The sequence below is a fragment of the Streptomyces gossypii genome (genome assembly GCF_025165795.1).
In the GTDB taxonomy this organism is placed as follows: Bacteria; Actinomycetota; Actinomycetes; order Streptomycetales; family Streptomycetaceae; genus Streptomyces; species Streptomyces gossypii.
In genome coordinates this window covers 272,884-292,175 of record NZ_JAJAGO010000004.1, presented here as the reverse complement: position 1 = coordinate 292,175, position 19,292 = coordinate 272,884, and the positions used below count along the sequence as shown (strand labels likewise).

Here is a 19,292-nt window from a genome sequence, read left to right as displayed (position 1 = left end):
AGCGGGCGCCGGTCCCGCTGTCGGCGGGGAGCCGTAGACTTCCTCCGTGGCGGGACGGATCAATGACGAGGACGTGAAGGCGGTACGGAACGCGGTTCCGATCGACGCCGTCGTCTCTGAGTACCTCCAGCTCAAGAACGCGGGCGGCGGCAACCTCAAGGGCCTCTGTCCGTTTCACGACGAGAAGTCCCCTTCGTTCACCGTGAGCCCGAGCAAGGGCTTTTATCACTGTTTCGGCTGCCAGGAGGGCGGGGACACCCTCGACTTCGTGCAGAAGATCGACCACCTGTCCTTCTCCGAGGCCGTCGAGCGGCTGGCCGCACAGGCCGGAATCACCCTGCGGTATGAGGAGGGCGGGTACGGCCGGGCCAGCCAGCAGGGCGAGCGCACCAGGATGGTCGAGGCGCACCGCATCGCCGCGCGGTTCTATGTCGAGCAGCTCGGCGGCGCGGAGGCCGAGATCGGCCGGAAGTTCCTGGCCGAGCGCGGCTTCGGCCAGGATGCCGCCGAGCATTTCGGGGTCGGATACGCCCCGGCGGGCTGGGACCACCTTGTGCGTTTCCTGCGTGGCAAGGGATTCTCCGACAAGGAGATGATCCTCGCCGGGCTCGCCCAGGACAGCCGCTCGGGCCGTCCCATCGACCGCTTCCGCGGCCGCCTGCTGTGGCCCATCCGGGACATCACCGGGGAGGTCGTCGGCTTCGGCGCCCGCAAGCTGCGCGAGGACGACAACGGGCCCAAATACCTCAACACGCCGGAAACCCCCCTCTACCGCAAGTCGCAGGTCCTCTACGGCATCGACCTCGCCAAGCGCGAGATCGCCAAGGCGGGCCAGGCGGTCGTCGTCGAGGGGTACACGGATGTGATGGCCTGCCATCTGGCCGGTGTCACCGGCGCCATCGCGACCTGCGGCACGGCCTTCGGCAGCGACCATGTCAAGATCCTCCGGCGCGTGCTGCTGGACAACTCCTTCTCGGAGGTCGTCTTCACCTTCGACGGCGACGCCGCCGGGCAGAAGGCCGCGCTGCGCGCCTTCGAGGACGATCAGAAGTTCGCCGCCCGCACCTGGATCGCCGTCTCTCCGGGCGGGATGGACCCTTGCGATCTGCGGCTGGCCCAGGGCGACGAGGCGGTCAAGGAACTGGTGGAGAGCCGCACCCCGCTCTTTGAGTTCGCCATCCGGTCGGTTGTCGAGCAGCACAACCTCGATACGGCGGAGGGCCGTTCGGCCGCCCTGGAGGAGGCCGCGCCGATCGTCGCCCGGATCAAGGACGGTGCGATCCAGCACGGGCACGCCGTGCAGCTCGCCGGGCTGCTCGGGATCACGGACGAACAGTTCGTGGTGGGCCGGGTGGGGAAGCTCGCGCGGTGGGCGCGGGAGCGTGGCGGACGGCCCGGCGGTGGTGCGGGCGGTCCGGCCGGGCAGGGGGCCGGCGGTCACGGGGCCGGGGCTCAGCGGACTGGAGGTCACGGAGCGGGCGCTCAGCGGCACGGCTCCGGGCAGGCCGCCGCGCCGAGCGGCGCCTCGTCCGCGCCCCCGGCCGCCACCCGGCCGCCGGGTCCGGCGCTGAACCTCCGCAGCCCCGCGCACCGGGTGGAGCGCGAGCTGCTCAAACTCGCGCTGCAACGGCCGGAGCTGGTCGCCCCGGCGTTCGACGCGTACGGGGCGGACGAGTTCACCGCCCCGCCCTACGCCGTGGTCCGCGAGACCATCGAGACCGCGGGCGGCGTCACCGACGCGGACGGCGAGTTCCTGGCCCGCGTACGGGCCGCCGCACCGGACGACACCGTGAAATCCCTGATCACCGAGCTTGCCGTCGAACCGCTGCACAGCGCCCGCGTTGTGGACGACGTGTATGCGGGGATGCAGCTGGTCACCGTCCGGCTGGCCGCCGTCGACGCCCGGATCGCCGAACTCGAGGGCGTCGCCCGCCGGATGGAGGCCCGCCGAGACCTGGAGGGCTCGGCGCCGGTACGGGCACAGCTGTGGGAGCTCCAGCAGTACGGCCGCGGCCTGCGCGAGCGGGGCGCGGCGGCACTGTAGCGGCTGGTCCGTGGCGTGTCCGGTGCCCCGGCTCGATCGTGCCCGCTACCCCGGCTCAGCCGGTGCGGCCGGGCTGGAGGAGGACCTTGGTCCAGCCCTCCTCGCGCTTGTCGAAGCGCTGGTAGGCGTCCGGTGCGGCGTGGAGCGGGAGGCGTTGCGAGACCACGAAGCTCGGAGTGGCCCGCCCGGCGACGATCAGATCGCGCAGCTGGCGGTTGTAGGTCTTGACGTTCGCCTGGCCGGTGCCCATCTTCAGGCCCTTCTCGAAGAACTTGCCCGTCTTGAAGAGCAGTTCGCCGATCTTCGCGGCCTCGGTCGGGCCACCCGGGTCGGCGGGCACGTACAGTCCCACGACTCCCAGCATCCCGGTGGGACGTACGGTCTCGATCAGGGTGTTGAGCACCACCGCGGGCTGCTCGCCCCCGGCGGCCGCGGTGGCCTGGTAGCCGACGGCGTCGATGCCCTTGTCGGTGCCCTCGCCGTGTGTGCCGTCCTTGATCTGCTCGGACGGGTCACCCTGGCTGAAGTCGACGGGGATCGCGCCGATCTGTTCGGCGAGGCGCAGCCGGTCCGGCTGCTTGTCCACGACGAAGACTTTGGAGGCGCCCCGGATCAGCGCGGAGTACGCGGCCATGAGCCCGACCGGACCGGCGCCGAAGACGGCCACCGTCTCTCCGGGGGAGACCTTCGCCAGCTCCGTCGCGTGATAGCCGGTGGGGAAGATGTCGGCCAGCAGCGCGAAGTCGTCCTCGTGCTCGTCGCCCTGGGGCAGCTGCAGGCAGTTGAAGTCCGCGAACGGCACCCGCAGGTACTCCGCCTGCCCGCCACGGTAGGGGCCCATGGAGACATAGCCGTACGCTCCGCCCGCGAAGCCCTTGTTGACGGTGAGACAGAAGCCGGTGAACCCGCCCAGGCAGTTCCGGCAGAACCCGCACGCCACGTTGAACGGCAGCACGACGCGGTCGCCCTTGCGGACCCGCGTGACGCCGGAGCCGGTCTCCTGCACGACACCCATGTTCTCGTGCCCGAACACGATGCCGGGCTCCGCGCCCGTACGCCCCTCGTACATGTGCAGGTCGGAGCCGCAGATCGCGGACGTCGTGATCTTGATGACCACATCGGTCGGCTGCTCGATCCGCGGGTCCTCGACGTCTTCGACGGTGACGCGGAACGGCTCCTGGTAGACCACGGCTTTCACTGATGCCTCCTTGGACGGCGTACGGCGCGCGGGTGTGGGCGCCCGAGGACGCCCACAATTATCACATTTCAGACATTCAGGGTGGCGCTGTGCGCTGTTCGCGTGACCTCTCCAGGTCCCGTTGCAGGAGGCTCCGGAGTGTGCGCACTTCCACCGGGCACAGGCGACGGGCCCCCGGCGGCGGTTTCCAGCCGGTAACCCTCCGAGAAAAAAGCGGACGCACGACCCTCGTGGCGGGAGTGTGTCGTACCCCACACTGGTGGACGGTGCCTGAGTCATCGGAGCGCGGCGGTGCTGGCCGGGAGGGGCCACAGCCCTCCGCGGATCCGCACATCGTTCACGGGACGGAACGTGGCGTGGCCGCGACCGCTCCCGTACCGCACGCCGTCCCCGAACCGGCAGCGATCACCTTGGAGGTCGCCCCCGTGCAGACCCAGACCCTGACGAGTGCGGCCCCCACCGCATCAACGGTCCCCGCCCCGCCTCCGGCCTCACCCACGCCCCAGAGCACACCCACGTCCCAGGCGACACCCACGTCCCAGGCGACACCGCAGCGCCCCCGCCCGGAGACGGTGCCTCCGCAGGCGGGACATCCCGAACCGGACCTGGACGGACCCCCGCCCCCCAAACCCGGCACCGGCACGGGAAGCGGTCCGTCGGCGGACCTCTTCCGGCAGTACCTGCGCGAGATCGGCCGCATCCCGCTGCTCTCCGCGGCCGACGAGGTCGAGCTCGCCCGGAGAGTGGAGGCCGGGCTCTTCGCCGAGGAGCGGCTGAGCACGGCCACCAGTCTGGACAGCCGGCTCGCGCTGGACCTCGACAGAGTCGTGGTGCTCGGCCGGATGGCCAAGCGCCGCCTCATCGAGGCGAATCTCCGGCTCGTCGTCTCCGTGGCCAAGCGCTATGTCGGGCGCGGCCTCACCATGCTCGACCTGGTTCAGGAGGGCAACCTCGGCCTGATACGGGCCGTCGAGAAGTTCGACTACGCGCGTGGCTACAAGTTCTCCACATACGCGACCTGGTGGATACGGCAGGCGATGTCCCGCGCGCTGGCCGACCAGGCCCGCACCATCCGGGTGCCGGTGCATGTCGTCGAGCTGATCAACCGCGTGGTGCGGGTGCAGCGCCGCATGCTCCAGGAGCGCGGTTACGAGCCGACGGCCGAAGAGGTCGGCGCACAACTCGACCTGACGCAGGAGCGGGTCACCGAAGTGCTGCGGCTCGCACAGGAACCGGTGTCGCTGCACGCGCCGGTCGGCGAGGAGGACGACGTCAACCTCGGCGACCTCATCGAGGACGGCGACGCACCCTCACCCGTGGAATCGGCCGCCTTCCTCCTGCTGCGCGAGCACCTGGAGGCGGTGCTCTCCACGCTCGGAGAGCGTGAGCGGAAGGTCGTCCAACTGCGCTACGGGCTCGCCGACGGGCGTCCGCGCACGCTCGAGGAGATCGGCCGCATCTTCGGCGTCACCCGCGAACGCATCCGCCAGATCGAGTCGAAGACCCTGAGCAAACTCCGCGACCACGCCTTCGCCGACCAACTGCGGGGCTATCTCGACTAGTGCTTCGTCAGGCAAGGTTCGCCCCGGCACCGGCGCTTGTCCGTCGGACCATCCTCTTCACCGTCACCGTCACCGTCACCGGCTCACCGGCTCACCGGCTCACCGTCGGTCTCCGGGCCTGCCGGGCTACGCCGGCTCGCCGCGCCACTCGCCGGTGCGGCGTGCCCAGGCCACGGCCGGGCGGATCGCGAGACCGGCGACGGTGAAGAGGACGGCGAGGAAGACCCAGCCGGCCGTGCCGTGCTCGATCGCGGTGAACGTGATCAGGGCCGGCGCCGCCATGGTGGCGGCCGAGAATCCGGCGGCGTACACCCCCTGGTAGACGCCTTGGGCGCGGGCGTCGGCAAGCGCGTAGCCGATCGTCCAGCCGCCGGCTGCCGTCAGTACCTCGGCGAGTACCTGGATCACCGCACCGAGCGCCAGCACGGCGACCGCCCACATCGGGGAGAGATCCGCGGTCAGCGCGAAGACCAGGCAGGCCAGGCCGAGCAGAACACCGGAGCGGCCCATCGCGCGGACGGCGCGCGGCAGGTCGTCGATGCCGCGTGTGATCCGGACCTGGAGCAGCGCCACCAGCGCGCAGTTGAGGATGGCGATCAGCGCGACCGACCAGCGAGGGGCGTCGGTGTGCTGCGCGATCCACAGCGGAAGACCGACCTCCAGAAGGCTGTACTGGAGGACCAGGACACCGTTGAGGACGGTGACCGTGATGAAGGGGAGGTCGCGCACCGCCCGCCAGCGGCTGACCGGCTCGTCGGAGGAGCCGGCCAGTCCGGCGGCCGTGGTGCGGACCGGAAGCCGCCACACCAGGAGCGCGGCGACCGCGAACCCGGCGGCGTTGGCCAGAATGACCACGGTGTACGCGCCCCGGCTGTCGGCCTGCAGCGCCAGCATGCCCAGAGAACCTCCCACACCCATCGCCACATTGGTGACCATGCGCAGATGCGCCCGCCCCTCGACCCGCACCTCCGGCGGCAGGACGTCGGCGAAGAGCGCACTGCGCACACCGACGCCCGACTGGTTGACGACCGCGTAGCAGATCACCGCGGCGAGAAAGCCCGCGTACGAGCCGATCAGCGTGTACGAGGCCATCGCCGCGCCGCAGGCCAGCCACAGCACGGTGAGCGTGGGCCGGCTGCCGAAGCGGTCCGAGACACGGCCCGCCGGAATGCCGGCGACCAGCCCGAACAGCCCGGCGATCGTCAGGCCGAGACCGACCGAGGTCGCGGAGAGGCCGACGATCCGGGTGAAGTAGAGGACGGAGAGGGAGAAGAACAGGCCGCGGCCGAAGGAGTTGAGGAGAGTGAGCAGGGAGAGACGGCGCAGCACCGGGTCGACGGGTAGGAAGCCGCCCATCCTGGTGAGGGCGGGACGCTCGGCAGGGGGACTGCTTCCGGACGGGGTGGTTGACGTGGTCACCGCCACATTGCAGGGCATTCCCCAGGCCCGCGGCATTCCTTTAGCCTGACGCTCAATGATCGAGTTCGTGTTCGGCGTGGACGACCTGGCGCGCACCTCGTTCGCGTACTCGCCGCTGCAGGAGGCGGCCTTCTCGCTGCGGGCCTGGCGCGACCCGGTCCGCTATCCGCACATGCGGCCCTGGCTGCGGCGGATGCGGCCCGTCTACGACCGCCTGGACCGGCAGGTCCTCGACGCGATGGTCACCCGGCGGCTGTGGATACCGGACTGCCTCACACCGCGGCCGAGCAGCGCCCGGCCCACCTTCGCGGCGGAGCTGGCCCTGTTCAGGGCGACCGGTCCGGAGGTCCTCGCCGCCGGGCTGCGGGACGCCTACGGTGACGAGGTGTTTCCCGCTGTGCTGTCCGGGGACCCGGAGCGGCTGCGCGCCCGCGTCGCGGACGCCCTGGAGGCGTACTGGACCGGATGCCTCTCCGGGGAGTGGTGGGCGCGGGTGCAGTCCCTCTTCGAGGCGGACCTGGCCCACCGGGGGCGGGTACTGGCCGAAGAGGGGGTGGAGGCGCTCTTCGCGGGGCTCGATCCGAGACTGAGCTGGGACGGGCAGCGGGCCGTGCTGCAGCTCGGACGGCCCGGCAACCTGGGCGGTTGGTGGCAGCGGAGCGTTCCGGTCGCCGGGCGCGGCATGGTGCTGTGCCCGACGCTCTTCGCTCGCGGCGCCCAGCCGCTGTGCACCCCCGACCTGCCGCCCGCGCTCTTCTACCCTTCGCGCGGCCGTGCCGTCCTCGCCGAGTCGGTCGCCAAGCAGCCCCTGGACGACGGGCACCGCCCGCTGGTCCGGCTGCTCGGTGCACCGCGGGCCCGACTGCTGCTCCTGCTCGCCGAGCCCGCTTCGACGACGGAACTCGCGCACCGGCTCGGGGTGACGGCGGGAGCGGTCAGTCAGCACCTGCGGGTCCTGCACGAGGCGGGCCTGCTGACGAGGACACGGGCGGGAAGGAGCGTGCGGTACCGCAGGAGCGAGCTGGGCGACGGCGTGTGCGGGGGCGGTTGAGCGGTCGGCCGCCGGCACCCGGCATCCACATCACCCCGGGCCCGGGGCGGAACCCCCCCCCGTTTCGGGAAGGGGCAGGTCAGGGGAGGCAGACCGGGGCGGGGCCAGTCAGTGGGGCGGGGAACAGCCAAGGGGGGTCCCGTTGGCCAAAGTGGCCGGGTCGAGGCCCAGGGTGCGTGCCGCGGTGGCGCCCACATCCGCCAGACCGGCGGCGTCCGGCAGCCGGCGGGCGCCCGAGGCGCCCTGCCGGTGCAGCAGCACGGGGACGTACTCGCGGGTGTGGTAAGCGTGGCCGGAGGTGGGGTCGTTGCCGTGGTCGCCGGTGACGATCAGTGTGTCGCCGGGCGAGTCCAGCGCGTCGATCAGCTCGCCCAGGCCCTGGTCGGCCCGTTCCAGTACGGTGCCGTAGAGGTCGGCGTCCTGCTGGTGGCCGGCCAGGTCGGTCTCCTGGACGTTCGCCACCACCAGCGCACGCTGCCCGCGCCCGGCCGCCCGTACCGCCGCCAGGGTGTGGGTGAACACCTCGGCCGTGGGCACCGCAGGCCTGCGCACCGCGTCCTCGCAGGCCAGAATGTCGGCGGCCTTTCCGGTCAGGGTCACCGGCAGGCCGGCGCGCGCGGCCAGCTCCGGGAGCTGTCGGGTGTGGTCCAGCGGCGCACCCAGGTGCTGGACCGCCAGTCCGTCGTGGCGGTAGAAGCCGGTCGCCGGGGTATCCAGCCCGAAGGTGCCGCCGTCGCCGTGCCGTACATGGCCGGTCAGCGAGTCCGGGGCGTGGCCGCCCACCGCGATCACCCGGGCGACGGGGGCGACCGCGCGTACCGTACGGGCGACGCGGAGGATGCCGGAGAAGGGCAGGTCCTCCAGTCGGCCCGTGGCGTTCCAGTTGATGCCCGGGTCGGCCTCGAGATTGTCGTGCACCAGTACGTGCCCGTCCACGACCAGCAGCGGCTCGCCGTCCAGTGTCCGTACGGTGTGCCCGGCCGAGGTCAGCGCCTCGGTCACCGCGGGTAGGTGTTCGGCGAGCCGGGCAACGGTCACGGCGGAGAAGTCGGCGCCCATCATGGTCTGGTGGCCAGCGTAGGTGTCGGCCCCAGGGTAGCCGAGGGGCGCCCTGGTCACCGTGACCGGGAGCAGTTCCGGGCCGGCCGCCGCTGCCGAGGGGGCGACTCCGGGCGGGGGCGCCGGTGCGTCCGGTTGCGGGCCCCGCGACACCGGTTGGACCCGCCCCAGGTCGGGGTGCGGGTGCAGCAGGCCGAGCCCGAGGGCCCGCAGGGCGGGCAGCCGCAGCGGGTTGCCGCCCCGGGCCTCCCGGCAGTGGTCCAGGGTGTGGGCGAGAGTGTCCGCGGTGAGGTCGCCGGGGCGCAGCGTGCCCGCGTCCGGCATGGCGCCGATACCGAAGCCGTCCAGGACGACGATGACGGTCCTGCTCACAGGTTTCCTCCCTGGTGCGGTGCGGTGCGGTGCGGTGCACGAGTTCAGCAGGGCTGGCCGAGCGCGTCGTACAGGCCGTCCAGCCGGGGCGTGCCGTCCGAGAGCCCGGAGACCACCGCGACCTTGCTGCGGGTGACGAACATCTGGGTGCGGAACGCCAGTACGGCGCTGTCGCCCGCCCGTACGCCACTGCCGGGCGGCGGGGCGTCCAGCAGCCGGTAGTAGTCGATGTGCTCGGCGGGGGTGTCCTGCACGGGCAGCCGCAGTCCGGTGCGCGGCAGCAGCGCGTCGGAGATGCCCGCACGCGGATAGAAGCCGCCGCCGTGCAGCGCGGGCCGGCCGTCCGCCAGGGTGTGTGCCACCTCGGTGACATAGACGTAGCCCGGGATCTCCGGCTGGTCCGGGTCCACGGCGTGCAGCGGTGTGGTGCCGGTCAGCGCGTGTCCCGGCTCGCCGTGGGTGGCGCCGTGTCCGGCCAGCAGCGGCAGCGTGGCCGCGGAGGTGACGCTCGGAGCGGACAGCTTCAGGGCGGTGTGGCCGCGTCCGGCGAGCAGTTCGCGGGCCTTGACCAGGCGGGAGAGGTTCGCCGTCGGTTCCGGCACGCCGGTCGCCGGATCGCACAGCAGGCACGGGAAGGCGGTCACGCCCGCGATCCGTGCCCCCGGCAGCTCCTCGGCCGCGGCGGCGAACTCCTCCAGGGTCTCCAGCGGTACACCGCCCTCCTGCCCCGGATACACGGCGCCCGGCACGCCCTCCAGCCGCAGCAGGATGTCCTGCACCCGGCCCGTCGCTTTCGCGGCGTCCGAGACGGCGCGCGCGTTGTCCAGGTCGAAGACGGTGACGGCCTCGGGCTCCCAGCCGAGCATCTCCGGAAGCTCCCGCCGGGGGATCTGTACCAGGTGGCCGAGGTTGCCGGGCCGGGCACCGGCCGCGTGCAGGGTGCGGGCCTCGGCCGCGTCGATGGCCGCGAACCGGGGCAGCCGGCGTGCGATCGTCGCGGCCAGGGCCGGGTTGCGGCCGAGCTGCTTGACCACGAACCACAGGGTCAGCCCCAGCCGTTCGGCCTCGGCCGCGAGGAGCGCGGCGTTGGCGTCCACGGCGTCCCGGTCCACGACATAGGTGTCCGCGGGAACGGCGCCGGTACGGTGCAGCTCCGCCGCCGTCCGGACAAGCTGCGGATTCCGGGTGAGGACGGTGTCGAGGAACACGGTCAGTCCTTGGTCTCGCGCGGTGCGGCGGGGCCGTGCGCGGCGTCGAGGTCGGTCAGTGCGCGGCCGAGGATGTCCAGGACCAGCCCGGCTCCGGCCCGCATGGGGTTGATTCGTACGGTCCAGTCGGCCAGTTGCGGCGCGTCGTCCAGGGCGGAGGCGGACATCCGGTAGAACAGCGGTGCGATCTCGTACCGCGAGTTGGCGCCGACCGGGTAGGGCGCGGCACCGTACCGGGCCGCGGCGGCCGGCACCTGCTGTGCCACCGGATGGTGCAGCCGCACCAGCAGGCAGCGGTCCTGCACATTCGCCAGCCGGACCTCGGCCACTCCGGGCACCTCGCCGTTCGCGAGCCGCTCGGCGGCCTCGCCCGTGGCCTGCGACTGCAGGGACCACATCACTGGTACGTGCGTCAGGGCACGCAGTGCTTCCAGAGCCTGGGTGCCCTGCACCTGGCCGCCGCCCGAGTAGTTGTCCCGGTGCACCGCGTCGACCAGGTCCCGGGTGCCCACCACGGCGCCCACGCCCTCCGGCCCGTGCAGCTTGAACAGCGAGAAGCAGGAGGCGTCCGCGCCCAGCTGGCTGCCGGAGCGAGGCACCCGGAAGACCGCGTAGTTGTCGTCCACCAGGGTGCGCACGCCGGCCGCGTGACAGGCCGCCAGCACCTCGGCGGGGTCGTACGAGTCGGTCAGCCGCTGCCGGGTGTGCTGCACATAGGCGTACCGCAGGCGTCCCTCGGCCCCAAGGGCCAGGGCGCGCTCCAGCTCGGCCCGGTCGTTGAAGTCGGCCTCGACCAGCGCCACGCCCAGACCGCGCAGCGTCACCGCGGTGGTCCGGTAGACCGGTGCCCGGTGGATCAGCAGCGGCTCTCCCGGACGGAGTACCGCGGTCAGCGCGGCACGGATGGCGCCGGTGCCGGCGCCCTGCACCAGCGCGGCGGCCTCGGCGCCGAAGAAGTCGGCGAGCGCCGCCTCCACTCGCGCGGTGGTACGGGGCCGGCCCGGTCCGGGTACCACCCCGGCGTCCGAGGCGAAGAGTTCCGGCCCCTGGAAGTGGCGGGTGACGCTCTCCAGCATCCGGTGCTGGACGGCGACCGCGTCCGCCGTCGGGACCGTGGCCAGCGGGAAGGTGCGCGGCAGCCGCGGGGGCGCCGGGGGGCCGGCCGGCGGTCCGTCGCCGTCGCCGGTGCCGTGGGCGCCATCGTCTCCCGAGCCGGTGGGCCCGGTCTGCTGCTGGGTCAACTCAGTTCACCTCCGCGGTGGATCCGGTCAGAAAGCGCAGGGGGTTGCGGCGGGTCAGCAGGTCGATGAGGTCGTCATCGGCCCCGGCGGCCCGCAGCCGGGGGAGGAAGGAGCGGAACAGGTGGCCGTACCCCTGGCCGCCCTCGCCGCGCAGATAGCTGTGCCGGGAGATGTCGCAGCTCAGCAGCGCACGGTCGCCGTGTCCGGCCTCCACCAAGGCGAGCAGCAGCCGCAGCCGGGTCGCGTCGCTCTGGTAGCTCTCCTTGCCGATGGTGTCGAACGCGACATAGGCGCCCGCGGCGGCCAGTTCGCGGTGGGTGCCCGGATCGTCCAGCAGATCCTGGTGGCCGATGCAGACCCGGTGGGCGGGCAGCCCGCCGTCGGTGAGCAGTTTCAGCTGGGCGAGGCCGCCCCGGCCGAGCTGGGCATGGGTGCTCACCGGCAGCCCGGTCGCCAGCGCGGCAGCGGAGGAGGCGGCGAAGACCCGGTGTTCGGCGGGGCTGGGCAGCTCACCGTGGCTGCCGATCTCGCCGAGCACGCCGGGGCGCACGCCGGTGCCGTCCAGCCCGCCCGTGATCTCCCGTACCAGCAGTTCGGTGAGGTCCTCGGCGCGCGTCCCGCCGCCCGGACCGGCGCCGGTGACCTCCGGCGGGTGGAAGGCGGCGTAGTACCAGCCGGTGGCGGCCACCACGGCGACCCCGGAGGCCTCGGCGATCCGCCGCAGTGCCCCGGCGTCGCGCCCCATGCCGCGACAGGTCAGCTCGACGACCAGCGCCAGCCCGTACTGCTCGCGGAGGGCGGCCAGTTCGGCCGTGACCGGCTCGGCGTGGCGGGCCGGGTCCAGCCGGGCCTCGGGGTCGCCCGCGCGGCCCAGGTCGAGTGCCAGGTGCTCGTGGGCGAGCACCGGCCCGCGGATCCGGGCAGGGGAGAGGGGACCGGCGACGGTCCGCAGTGCGTGCATGGAGGGTGGCCTTCCTGACGAAGAGTGCCTGTCGGGGGCGTACGAGGGAAGGTCCCGGCGGGCTCCCCTCCTGGCGCGGTGCCGCGCGGCCCTGCCTGGTGCCGCTCACCGACCGCATCACCAGGCGTGTTTCCCGGACCACCCTGCGGCGGTCCGGGAAACACGCCTCAGCCCTTGACCGGGGTGAACAGATCGAGCCAGTACAGGATGTTGAGCAGCACGCCGCCGACGATCACGGCGGCCGGTGCGGCGGCCATCCGGACCACGATGCGACCCATCGCCTCGTTGAGCAGGTAGAGCCCGCCGACTATCAGGATGCCCAGACCGCCGCCCATGGCGTTGGCCGCCATCAGGGAGCCGAAGAGGATGGCCAGCCACAGGCTCTCGCTGATCGCGTTCCGCAGATGCTCCGAGGAGTCGCGTACCGACGGCAGCTTGCCCAGCAGCCGTCCCAGATAGGACAGCGCCAGCACCTCGACGGCGAAGACCAGGGCGCCGACGATCAGAGCGAGCCACGGGTTCGGCAGCAGGTAGCCGATCGGGTAGACCAGAGTGAAGCCGGCGATCGCGTACGCCCCGGAGGCCAGCGCCGTGGTGGCGATCAGCGGGATGAACCCGAAGACGCGGTAGAAGTCGACCTGTGCGGCCCCCGAGTAGTCGCCCTTGGCGATGAGGAAGCTGGTGGCCTCCCCGCCGCCGAAGACATGCATCTGGGCGAGCAGACAGACTCCCGCGCCGAGCACCATGTACAGCGGCAGGTACCGGCGCATCCGTGCCGCGCTGGCGCTGAACAGCGAGGCAGTGGGGTCCTCCGGCTCCGTGGCCGCACCGGTACCGGCCGGGGCTCCCGTGGAGTCGCCTCCCGCGGAACCGCCGCCGCCGACAGCGGCCTTGGCGGCCTCCGCCCGTTGCTGACGGCGCTGCCCCAGGTCCTTGGTGGTGGCGAAGCCGATCAGCATCAGGACGCCGACCGCCATCGCGATGGCGCCCGGGAAGACGTCCGGCCACATCTTCATGGTGAAGACCACCAGCACCAGCTCCACGACCCCGGCGATACCGCCGCGCAGCCGGCCGAACTGCTTGGTGATGGCCAGCATCGGGAAGAGCGTGAAGAGGAACAGGATCGGCGTGGACATCTGCTGCAGGGCGGTCAGGAAGTCCACCGGCAGGTCGTGTGCGAGGTCGTTCGCCCCTCCCAGCCCGAAGACGACGACGGCACCCCAGGCCCCGCCGAGAAGGGGCGCGAGCCACCTCTTCGGCGAGAGGATGCCGAGCACGTCGGTCGGCAGGAACAGCAGCCAGGGGTTGAGCACCCCGGTGGACAGCGCCATCGGGGCGCCCAGGCCGAAGATGAAACCGGCCGACAGCCCGAAGGACACCGCCGCGGTGGCGCTGCGGGTGGTGCGGCCCTGGATGAAGTCGAGCAGGAAGGGCCGTACGCCGTCGTTGAAGACGGCCAGTGCCATATGTGCGATGAAGGCGGTCAGTGCGCAGAGGCCGATGACCGTCATCTCCTGCGCGAGCGAGAAGTCGAGACTTGTGCTCCCGGCGTCCGCCGCGGAGGCCAGTAGGGTGCTCACGAAAGGCTCCTTCGTGCCCGGGCGGCGGTCAGGCGGCGCGCGCGGCGATGGCACGGGCGATGACGGGTGCGGTGTCGGCGAGCTGGTCCATGCCGAAGCCGAACGCCTTCTTCCCCTGGTCCAGCAGGGCGGTGACCTGAGCCTCGGTGGGTATCGAACGGCCGAAGGTGTGGCAGGCGCCGCTGCCCAGCAGGCCCACCAGCACGCCGAGCGAGGCCCCGGCACCGGTGTGGCAGGTGCCCAGGTAGTAGTCGGCCTGCCCGGAGCGCAGCTGCATCGCGGCGTCCATGTCGTTGGAGACGGTGACCTGGAGCGCGGTGAGGCCCTGTGCGCCGAGGGTGTCCGCGACCTCGGTCTTGGCGACGCCGCCGGTGAGGATCTTGGTCATGGTGATGTCCTTCCGTTCCGATTTTCCGAGGGGATTCCGGTTCAGCGGGTGGCCGAGCGCTGGGCCAGGACGGCCAGATGCAGGGCGAGGAAGTTGATCTCGGACTGGGGCAGTGCGGCGCCCAGCGTGCCCTGGGCCCGTTCCGTCACCGCCCGGGCGCGGGCGACCGCCTCCGGCTGCTCCGCGAGCTCGTCGGCGATGTGCTCGTCGGCGGGGAACTCGTCGATGGACTCACCGTTCAGCAGGCGGGTGAGCGCCATCATCAGATGGCTGGTGAGCATGCCCGCCGTCTCCTCGGAGACCGGCAGCTCCTCGGCGGCCAGTGCCTCCAGCTCGGCGGAGACGAAGTCGGCGACCGCGGGCCGTACCTGACCGCTCTCCCGGAACAGCCGGATGCGCTCGGCGAGCCTGTCCTCCATGGTCTGTCCGTCCTTCCGTGTGTGCGGTGCCGGGTGTCTGGTGCCGGATGCTTTGCGCGGGGGCCGGGGTGCGGTTCGCGGGGCATCGGCGGTGTCGCGGGGCTCCTGCCGGCCGTGTCCGGTGCCGCCCGTGTCCGGTGGCGCAGCCATTATGTGATGGTTGCTCCCATTAACGGGGAGCGGGAATCGGAACAGTAGTCAGGATTCTGGTTTTTGAGAAGCCCCTGCGTCGTTCGTACCGAGGAACGGGCAGTTCGGGGCTACGACCTGCGGTGCCGCCGCAGGTGCCGACGCCTCGGTGGAGGCGGCGTGCGGCTGCGGGGCGGGGCGGGAGTCGGCGTGAAGGGGTGGCGGCCGGTCAGTACAGCGGGACCCGCTCGCCCCGCAGTACCTCGGCCTGGACGTCCGTGACCAGGGAGAAGTCCAGTGCGTCTCGTACCGCCTCCAGCGGCCCGGCGCCCTGGGGCCGACTGATCACTGCGGCGCTGGAGTTGCGCAGCGCCAGGTCCCGGGTGATCTCGTCCCCCAGCGGGTGGACCTCGACATCCGGCCCCAGGTGGTCCCGGACTTCGTCCAGGTTCCAGACCGTGGCGTCCACCTCGCCGCGCGCGAACAGGTCACGCAGCTGCATGTAGGAAGCCTCCCGCCAGGCGATGTCGGGGCGGCCGGCGAAGGCGCGGGTGGCCAGTAACCGCAGATCCTCCGAGGAGGAGTCCATGGCGACCCGCAGTCCCTCGGTCTCCAGTGGCACGCCGCGCCGGAGCAGCAGCCCGTGGGCGCCCACGTAGGTGGCCGGCCCCAGGTCGGCCAGCAGTCGCACCTCGTGCTCCGCGGCTATCCGGTCGGCGGCGAACCGGGACAGTACGACCAGGTCGACCTTGCCCTCCAGCAGCGCCGAAAGCCGGGTGGTGGCCCCGCGCATGAAGGTGAGCGCGAACGGGGCGCCCGATTCCTCGAATGCGGTGCGGAGCCCGGTGGCCAGCCCCTCGTAACGGCGCGAGTAGGGGAGGGGCATGGCCGCCAGCAGGGTGCCGAGGCCGGCCAGCCGCCACAGCAGGGCGCGGTCCATTCGTACCAGGTAGGTGCCCAGATGGCCGCGCGCCCTGGTCTCGATGGCGCCCGTCTCCTCCAGGAGCTGGAGGCCGGTCTGTACGGTGCCGTTGCCCACGCCCAGGTCCTTCGCGAAGTCGCGGAGCCGGGGCAGCCGGGTGTCCGGCTCATACCGCAGCAGGACCGCGGCGAGCTGGCGGGCCGCCAGGCCGTTTCGCGTGAGGAACCGCTCTTCACCGGCAAGCATGCGAGGGACAATAATCAGAATCCTGGATTCTGTCAAAGCTCTCAGACTGCCGCGGGTCGTGGCCGCAATCCCCTGCCGGACCTGTGGTGGAGGCGGCCGGCGGGGTGCCAGCCGCGCACGGGGAACGCGTCAGGGCTGCCCGTACGACGGCGCATCCGCCGCCCCCGAAGGCTTCGCCGCCGCCGCTTGGAACGCCCCCGGATACGTCTGCTCGCGCACCGCCGTGTACTGCTGCCGGATCGCCTGGCCCACAGCCAGTTCGTCACCAGGCTCGAAGGACTGGCCGGCCGCCGCGGGCCAGGGCGGCGGCGCGCCGCCACCGCCCGAGAGGGCCCAGGCGGCCTGGCGCGCGGCGCCCAGTGCCGTGTAGTCGGCGGGCTGCGGCACCACCACCGGCGCTCCGAACAGCCCCGGCGCCATCGCCTGCACGGCGGGAAGGTCGGCCGCCGCGCCGAGCAGGAAGACCCGCCGCACCTGGACGCCGCGCGTACGCAGCACGTCCAGCGCGTCGGCCAGCCCGCAGAGCATGCCCTCCAGGCCCGCCCGCGCCAGGTGTTCGGGCCGCATGCTTTCGCGCCGCAGGCCGTGCAGGGAGCCCGCGGTGTGCGGGAGGTCGGGGGTGCGTTCGCCCTCCAGATAGGGGAGGAGGACCATCCCGGAGGCTCCCGGTGTGGATTTGAGCGCCAGTTCGGAGAGCCCGTCGAGGTCCGTGCCGAGCACCTCGGCCGTGCCGCGCAGCACCCGTACGGCGTTCAGGGTCCGCACCACCGGGAGATGCATCCCGGTGGCGTCGGCGTAGGAGGTGATGGTGCCGCTGGGGTCGGTGAGTGCCTCATGGTGCACGGCGAAGACCGAGCCGGAGGCGCCCAGTGAGATCACCGCGTCGCCGAGGCCGACGCCGAGTCCGAAGGACGCGGCCATGGTCTCGCCGGTGCCCGCGGAGATCAGCAGGCCCTCCGGGGTGTGCCCGGCGCTGTCGGCGGGGCCGATCACCTGCGGCAGGGACACCTGGTGGCCCAGGGCCAGTTCGACGAGGTCCGGCCGGTAGGACTCCTGCGCGGCCGACCAGTAGCCGGTGCCGGAGGCGTCGCCCCGGTCGGTCGTACGCCGGTCGGGGCGGCCCAGCAGCTGCCAGACCAGCCAGTCGTGCGGCTGGAGGACCTCGGCCACCTGCCGCGCCGTTGCCGGGTCATGACGCGCGAGCCAGCGGAGCTTGGAGACGGGATGCGCGGCCTGCGGTACGGCACCCACGGCCTGTGCCCAGGCCGCCCGTCCGCCGAGGGCGTCGGTCAGGTCGGCGGCGGCGGTCTGCATCCGCCGGTCGTTGCCGAGCAGCGCCGGTCCGACAGGGGTCCCCGAGGAGTCGAGGGCGACGACGCCCTGCTGCTGGGCCGCGACGCCGATTGCCCGTACGTCGGCGAGTTGTCCGCCGCCCGCGGCCTCGCCGAGTGAGATCAGCCAGGACTGTGGATCGTCCCGCTCACCGGAATGTTCGGCGTACCCCTGTTTGACGACCGCGCCCGTGTCGGCGTCGCACACGACGACACGGGTGTACGCGGACGAGCTGTCCAGCCCGGCGACGATGCTCATGCTCCGTGGATGCCCTCCAGCTCCGGAATGTGCATGGGGTACCGGCGACGTGGTGCGCACGCCGGCCCGGGTCCCTGGCCCGGGGGGAACGAGACTACCGGGCGACCGTGGCGACCCGTCGCCAGCGGCGGCCTGCCGAGCCGTCCGGGGAGGCGGTACATTCTGTCGCCGGAGCGGTCGGGGGTGTGGCGGCGGGTGACCGTATTCCCCGGCTCCGCGACCGCCTGCTGTGAGTCGGCTGCCCGTTTGCTGCCCGTTTGCTGAATGACCGCCGCGAGCCCGCTGCGAAACGCGAGGCCATAAAATTCGCTGGAAAATATGGTTATCTTCATTTGGTCCTGCTCCGATGAAGAGGTCCGATCAAGTTCCCAATGGCTAATAATGGACTCTGCGGGAACTCCGCATTCGAAGAGAATGAGGAGTTCCCCCCTCTGCAGATTCCGGCAAGGGCGGGGTGGACCGTTCGCCGGGGGTTCTCGAACCCGGTTCGACTACCGTGGAGGCGAGTTGACAGGCTCCGGGCTTCCCTTGGGAGCGGTCGTCATGGCCGACATCGCCATCGTGCTGATCGCCGGCGCCGTGGTGGTCAGGCTGAGCCGACGGCTCAGACAGCCACCCGTCGTCGCGGAGATAGCCACCGGCATCATGCTGGGCCCGAGCGTCCTGGGCCTGCTGCCCGGTGACCTGCCACAGCAGCTCTTCCCCACTGACGCCCGGCCGGCGCTTTCGGTGATCGCCCAGGTCGGACTGGTGTTTTTCATGTTCCTCGCCGGCTGGGAGCTCGACTTCACCCGGCTGCACGGCCGGGGTAAAGCCGTCGCCACGCTCGCCGGACTCTCGATGGCGGTGCCGTTCGCGCTCGGTGCCGGAGCCGCCGCGTTATTGTTCGACCGCTACGGCGGCGGCGACGTCCAGCTGAGCACCTTCATTCTCTTTCTGAGCACGGCATTCTCCATCACCGCCTTCCCGGTGCTGGCCCGGATCATCAAGGACGGCGGGCTGTCCGGGACGAAGGTGGGCACCATGGCGATGGCCTGCGCCGCCATCGGTGACGTGCTGGCCTGGTGCGTTCTCGTCCTTGTGGTCGCGGTGTCCCAGGCGGACGGCGCGGGCCGGTTCGTCGCGGTGCTCGCGCTGACCGTGGCCTACGCGCTGCTGATGGCCTGCGTGGTGCGTCCGCTGCTGCGCACGCTGATAAGCCGGTCGGCACGTTCGTCCCGGCCGGTGGCGGGCGGCATGTACCTCGCGCTGATCGCCTCCGGTGTGTTCCTCTCCGCCTGGGTGACCTCCTGGATCGGCATCCACGCGATCTTCGGCGCGTTCGCCTTCGGCCTCGCCATGCCCCGCACGGTCTCGCGCGAGGTGCACGAGCATGTCGCCGCGCCGCTGAGCAAGATCGTCTCTCTGCTGCTGCCCGTCTTCTTCATCGTCACCGGGCTGACAGTCGATCTGGGCACCCTGGCCCCCTCCGGCCTGCTGATCCTGCTGTTCCTTCTGGCGGTCGCGGTCGTCGGCAAACTCGCGGGCGCCGGGCTGCCTGCCCGGATGTCGGGGATGTCCTGGCGGGAGGCGGGAGCGTTCGGAATCCTGATGAACACGAGAGGACTCACCGAGCTGGTGGTGCTCGACATCGGGCGCCAACTCGGGGTCATCAACGCGGACATGTTCACCATGATGGTGATCCTGGCGGTCGTCACCACGGCCATGGCGGGGCCTGCGCTGCAACTGCTCGGCGTGACGGCGCAGCCATCGGCGCCTGAAGCCCCGCTCGCGAACCCCGACACCATCCCGCCCGTCACCGGCCCCGTACCAGATCCGGTGCCCTGACGACCGACCTGACCCGGCCGGAACCTCAGGCTCGTACGGCGTGCCTCCCCGCCCGGGGGAGGCACGCCTTTCACGA

At 71.9% G+C, this 19,292-nt stretch carries 15 protein-coding genes; 4 read left to right on the top strand and 11 right to left on the bottom strand.

Annotation, left to right across the window (positions count from 1 at the left end):
- Window positions 1-46: 46 nt before the first annotated feature.
- Window positions 47-2,044 (top strand): DNA primase, encoded by a 1,998-nt coding sequence (gene dnaG / locus LHJ74_RS10460; protein ID WP_260217627.1) that lies wholly within the window; start codon window positions 47-49, stop codon window positions 2,042-2,044.
- 55 nt (window positions 2,045-2,099) lie between these two features.
- Here dnaG and LHJ74_RS10455 read toward each other — a convergent pair whose 3' ends face one another.
- A complete protein-coding gene (locus tag LHJ74_RS10455; protein ID WP_260217626.1) occupies window positions 2,100-3,242 on the bottom strand; it encodes a glutathione-independent formaldehyde dehydrogenase in 1,143 nt (380 codons plus the stop codon).
- 356 nt (window positions 3,243-3,598) lie between these two features.
- On the opposite strand from LHJ74_RS10455, the gene LHJ74_RS10450 reads away from it, so the two are divergent.
- Window positions 3,599-4,804, top strand: coding sequence for an RNA polymerase sigma factor (locus tag LHJ74_RS10450; RefSeq protein ID WP_375546712.1), 1,206 nt, complete (start codon window positions 3,599-3,601; stop codon window positions 4,802-4,804).
- Between the two features lie 126 nt (window positions 4,805-4,930).
- Here LHJ74_RS10450 and LHJ74_RS10445 read toward each other — a convergent pair whose 3' ends face one another.
- Window positions 4,931-6,223: an MFS transporter gene (locus LHJ74_RS10445; RefSeq protein WP_260217624.1), complete on the bottom strand. Its 1,293-nt coding sequence runs from the start codon at window positions 6,221-6,223 to the stop codon at window positions 4,931-4,933.
- Window positions 6,224-6,278: 55 nt separating this feature from the next.
- On the opposite strand from LHJ74_RS10445, the gene LHJ74_RS10440 reads away from it, so the two are divergent.
- Window positions 6,279-7,274, top strand: a complete 996-nt coding sequence (locus LHJ74_RS10440; RefSeq protein WP_260217623.1) for an ArsR/SmtB family transcription factor — start codon at window positions 6,279-6,281, stop codon at window positions 7,272-7,274.
- Window positions 7,275-7,382: 108 nt separating this feature from the next.
- On the opposite strand, the gene LHJ74_RS10435 is transcribed toward LHJ74_RS10440, so the two are convergent.
- The 9 genes from LHJ74_RS10435 to LHJ74_RS10395 form a co-directional block, all read right to left on the bottom strand.
- Window positions 7,383-8,705 (bottom strand): phosphopentomutase, encoded by a 1,323-nt coding sequence (locus LHJ74_RS10435; RefSeq protein ID WP_260217622.1) that lies wholly within the window; start codon window positions 8,703-8,705, stop codon window positions 7,383-7,385.
- A gap of 44 nt (window positions 8,706-8,749) precedes the next feature.
- A complete protein-coding gene (locus LHJ74_RS10430) occupies window positions 8,750-9,913 on the bottom strand; it encodes an alanine racemase (RefSeq protein ID WP_260217621.1) in 1,164 nt (387 codons plus the stop codon).
- A gap of 2 nt (window positions 9,914-9,915) precedes the next feature.
- Window positions 9,916-11,154 (bottom strand): aminotransferase class V-fold PLP-dependent enzyme, encoded by a 1,239-nt coding sequence (locus LHJ74_RS10425; protein WP_260217620.1) that lies wholly within the window; start codon window positions 11,152-11,154, stop codon window positions 9,916-9,918.
- Window position 11,155: 1 nt separating this feature from the next.
- Complete coding sequence (locus tag LHJ74_RS10420; RefSeq protein WP_260217619.1) at window positions 11,156-12,115, bottom strand: phosphotriesterase family protein; 960 nt, start codon at window positions 12,113-12,115, stop codon at window positions 11,156-11,158.
- Window positions 12,116-12,282: 167 nt separating this feature from the next.
- The gene (locus tag LHJ74_RS10415) at window positions 12,283-13,695 is read right to left on the bottom strand and encodes a YhfT family protein (RefSeq protein WP_260217618.1); all 1,413 of its coding nucleotides are present in this window, start codon (window positions 13,693-13,695) and stop codon (window positions 12,283-12,285) included.
- A 28-nt stretch (window positions 13,696-13,723) separates the two neighbouring features.
- The gene (locus LHJ74_RS10410) at window positions 13,724-14,083 is read right to left on the bottom strand and encodes a DUF2620 domain-containing protein (protein ID WP_260217617.1); all 360 of its coding nucleotides are present in this window, start codon (window positions 14,081-14,083) and stop codon (window positions 13,724-13,726) included.
- Window positions 14,084-14,124: 41 nt separating this feature from the next.
- Complete coding sequence (locus LHJ74_RS10405; RefSeq protein ID WP_260217616.1) at window positions 14,125-14,502, bottom strand: PRD domain-containing protein; 378 nt, start codon at window positions 14,500-14,502, stop codon at window positions 14,125-14,127.
- Between the two features lie 358 nt (window positions 14,503-14,860).
- The gene (gene yhfZ / locus LHJ74_RS10400; RefSeq protein ID WP_260217615.1) at window positions 14,861-15,799 is read right to left on the bottom strand and encodes a GntR family transcriptional regulator YhfZ; all 939 of its coding nucleotides are present in this window, start codon (window positions 15,797-15,799) and stop codon (window positions 14,861-14,863) included.
- A gap of 129 nt (window positions 15,800-15,928) precedes the next feature.
- Window positions 15,929-17,389 carry an FGGY family carbohydrate kinase gene (locus LHJ74_RS10395; protein WP_260217614.1) on the bottom strand — a complete coding sequence of 487 codons (1,461 nt, stop codon included), beginning with the start codon at window positions 17,387-17,389 and terminating at the stop codon, window positions 15,929-15,931.
- 543 nt (window positions 17,390-17,932) lie between these two features.
- Here LHJ74_RS10395 and LHJ74_RS10390 point away from each other — a divergent pair.
- Window positions 17,933-19,216, top strand: a complete 1,284-nt coding sequence (locus LHJ74_RS10390; protein ID WP_260217613.1) for a cation:proton antiporter — start codon at window positions 17,933-17,935, stop codon at window positions 19,214-19,216.
- The last annotated feature ends 76 nt before the right edge of the window (window positions 19,217-19,292 follow it).

What these genes read in the sequence shown, in the direction of transcription:
- LHJ74_RS10410 (WP_260217617.1), bottom strand. Translation starts at nt 14,083, where the DNA reads ATGACCAAGATCCTCACCGGCGGCGTCGCCAAGACCGAGGTCGCGGAC.
- LHJ74_RS10420 (WP_260217619.1), bottom strand. Translation starts at nt 12,115, where the DNA reads ATGCACGCACTGCGGACCGTCGCCGGTCCCCTCTCCCCTGCCCGGATC.
- yhfZ (WP_260217615.1), bottom strand. Translation starts at nt 15,799, where the DNA reads ATGCTTGCCGGTGAAGAGCGGTTCCTCACGCGAAACGGCCTGGCGGCC.
- LHJ74_RS10390 (WP_260217613.1), top strand. Translation starts at nt 17,933, where the DNA reads ATGGCCGACATCGCCATCGTGCTGATCGCCGGCGCCGTGGTGGTCAGG.
- LHJ74_RS10395 (WP_260217614.1), bottom strand. Translation starts at nt 17,389, where the DNA reads ATGAGCATCGTCGCCGGGCTGGACAGCTCGTCCGCGTACACCCGTGTC.
- LHJ74_RS10440 (WP_260217623.1), top strand. Translation starts at nt 6,279, where the DNA reads ATGATCGAGTTCGTGTTCGGCGTGGACGACCTGGCGCGCACCTCGTTC.
- LHJ74_RS10405 (WP_260217616.1), bottom strand. Translation starts at nt 14,502, where the DNA reads ATGGAGGACAGGCTCGCCGAGCGCATCCGGCTGTTCCGGGAGAGCGGT.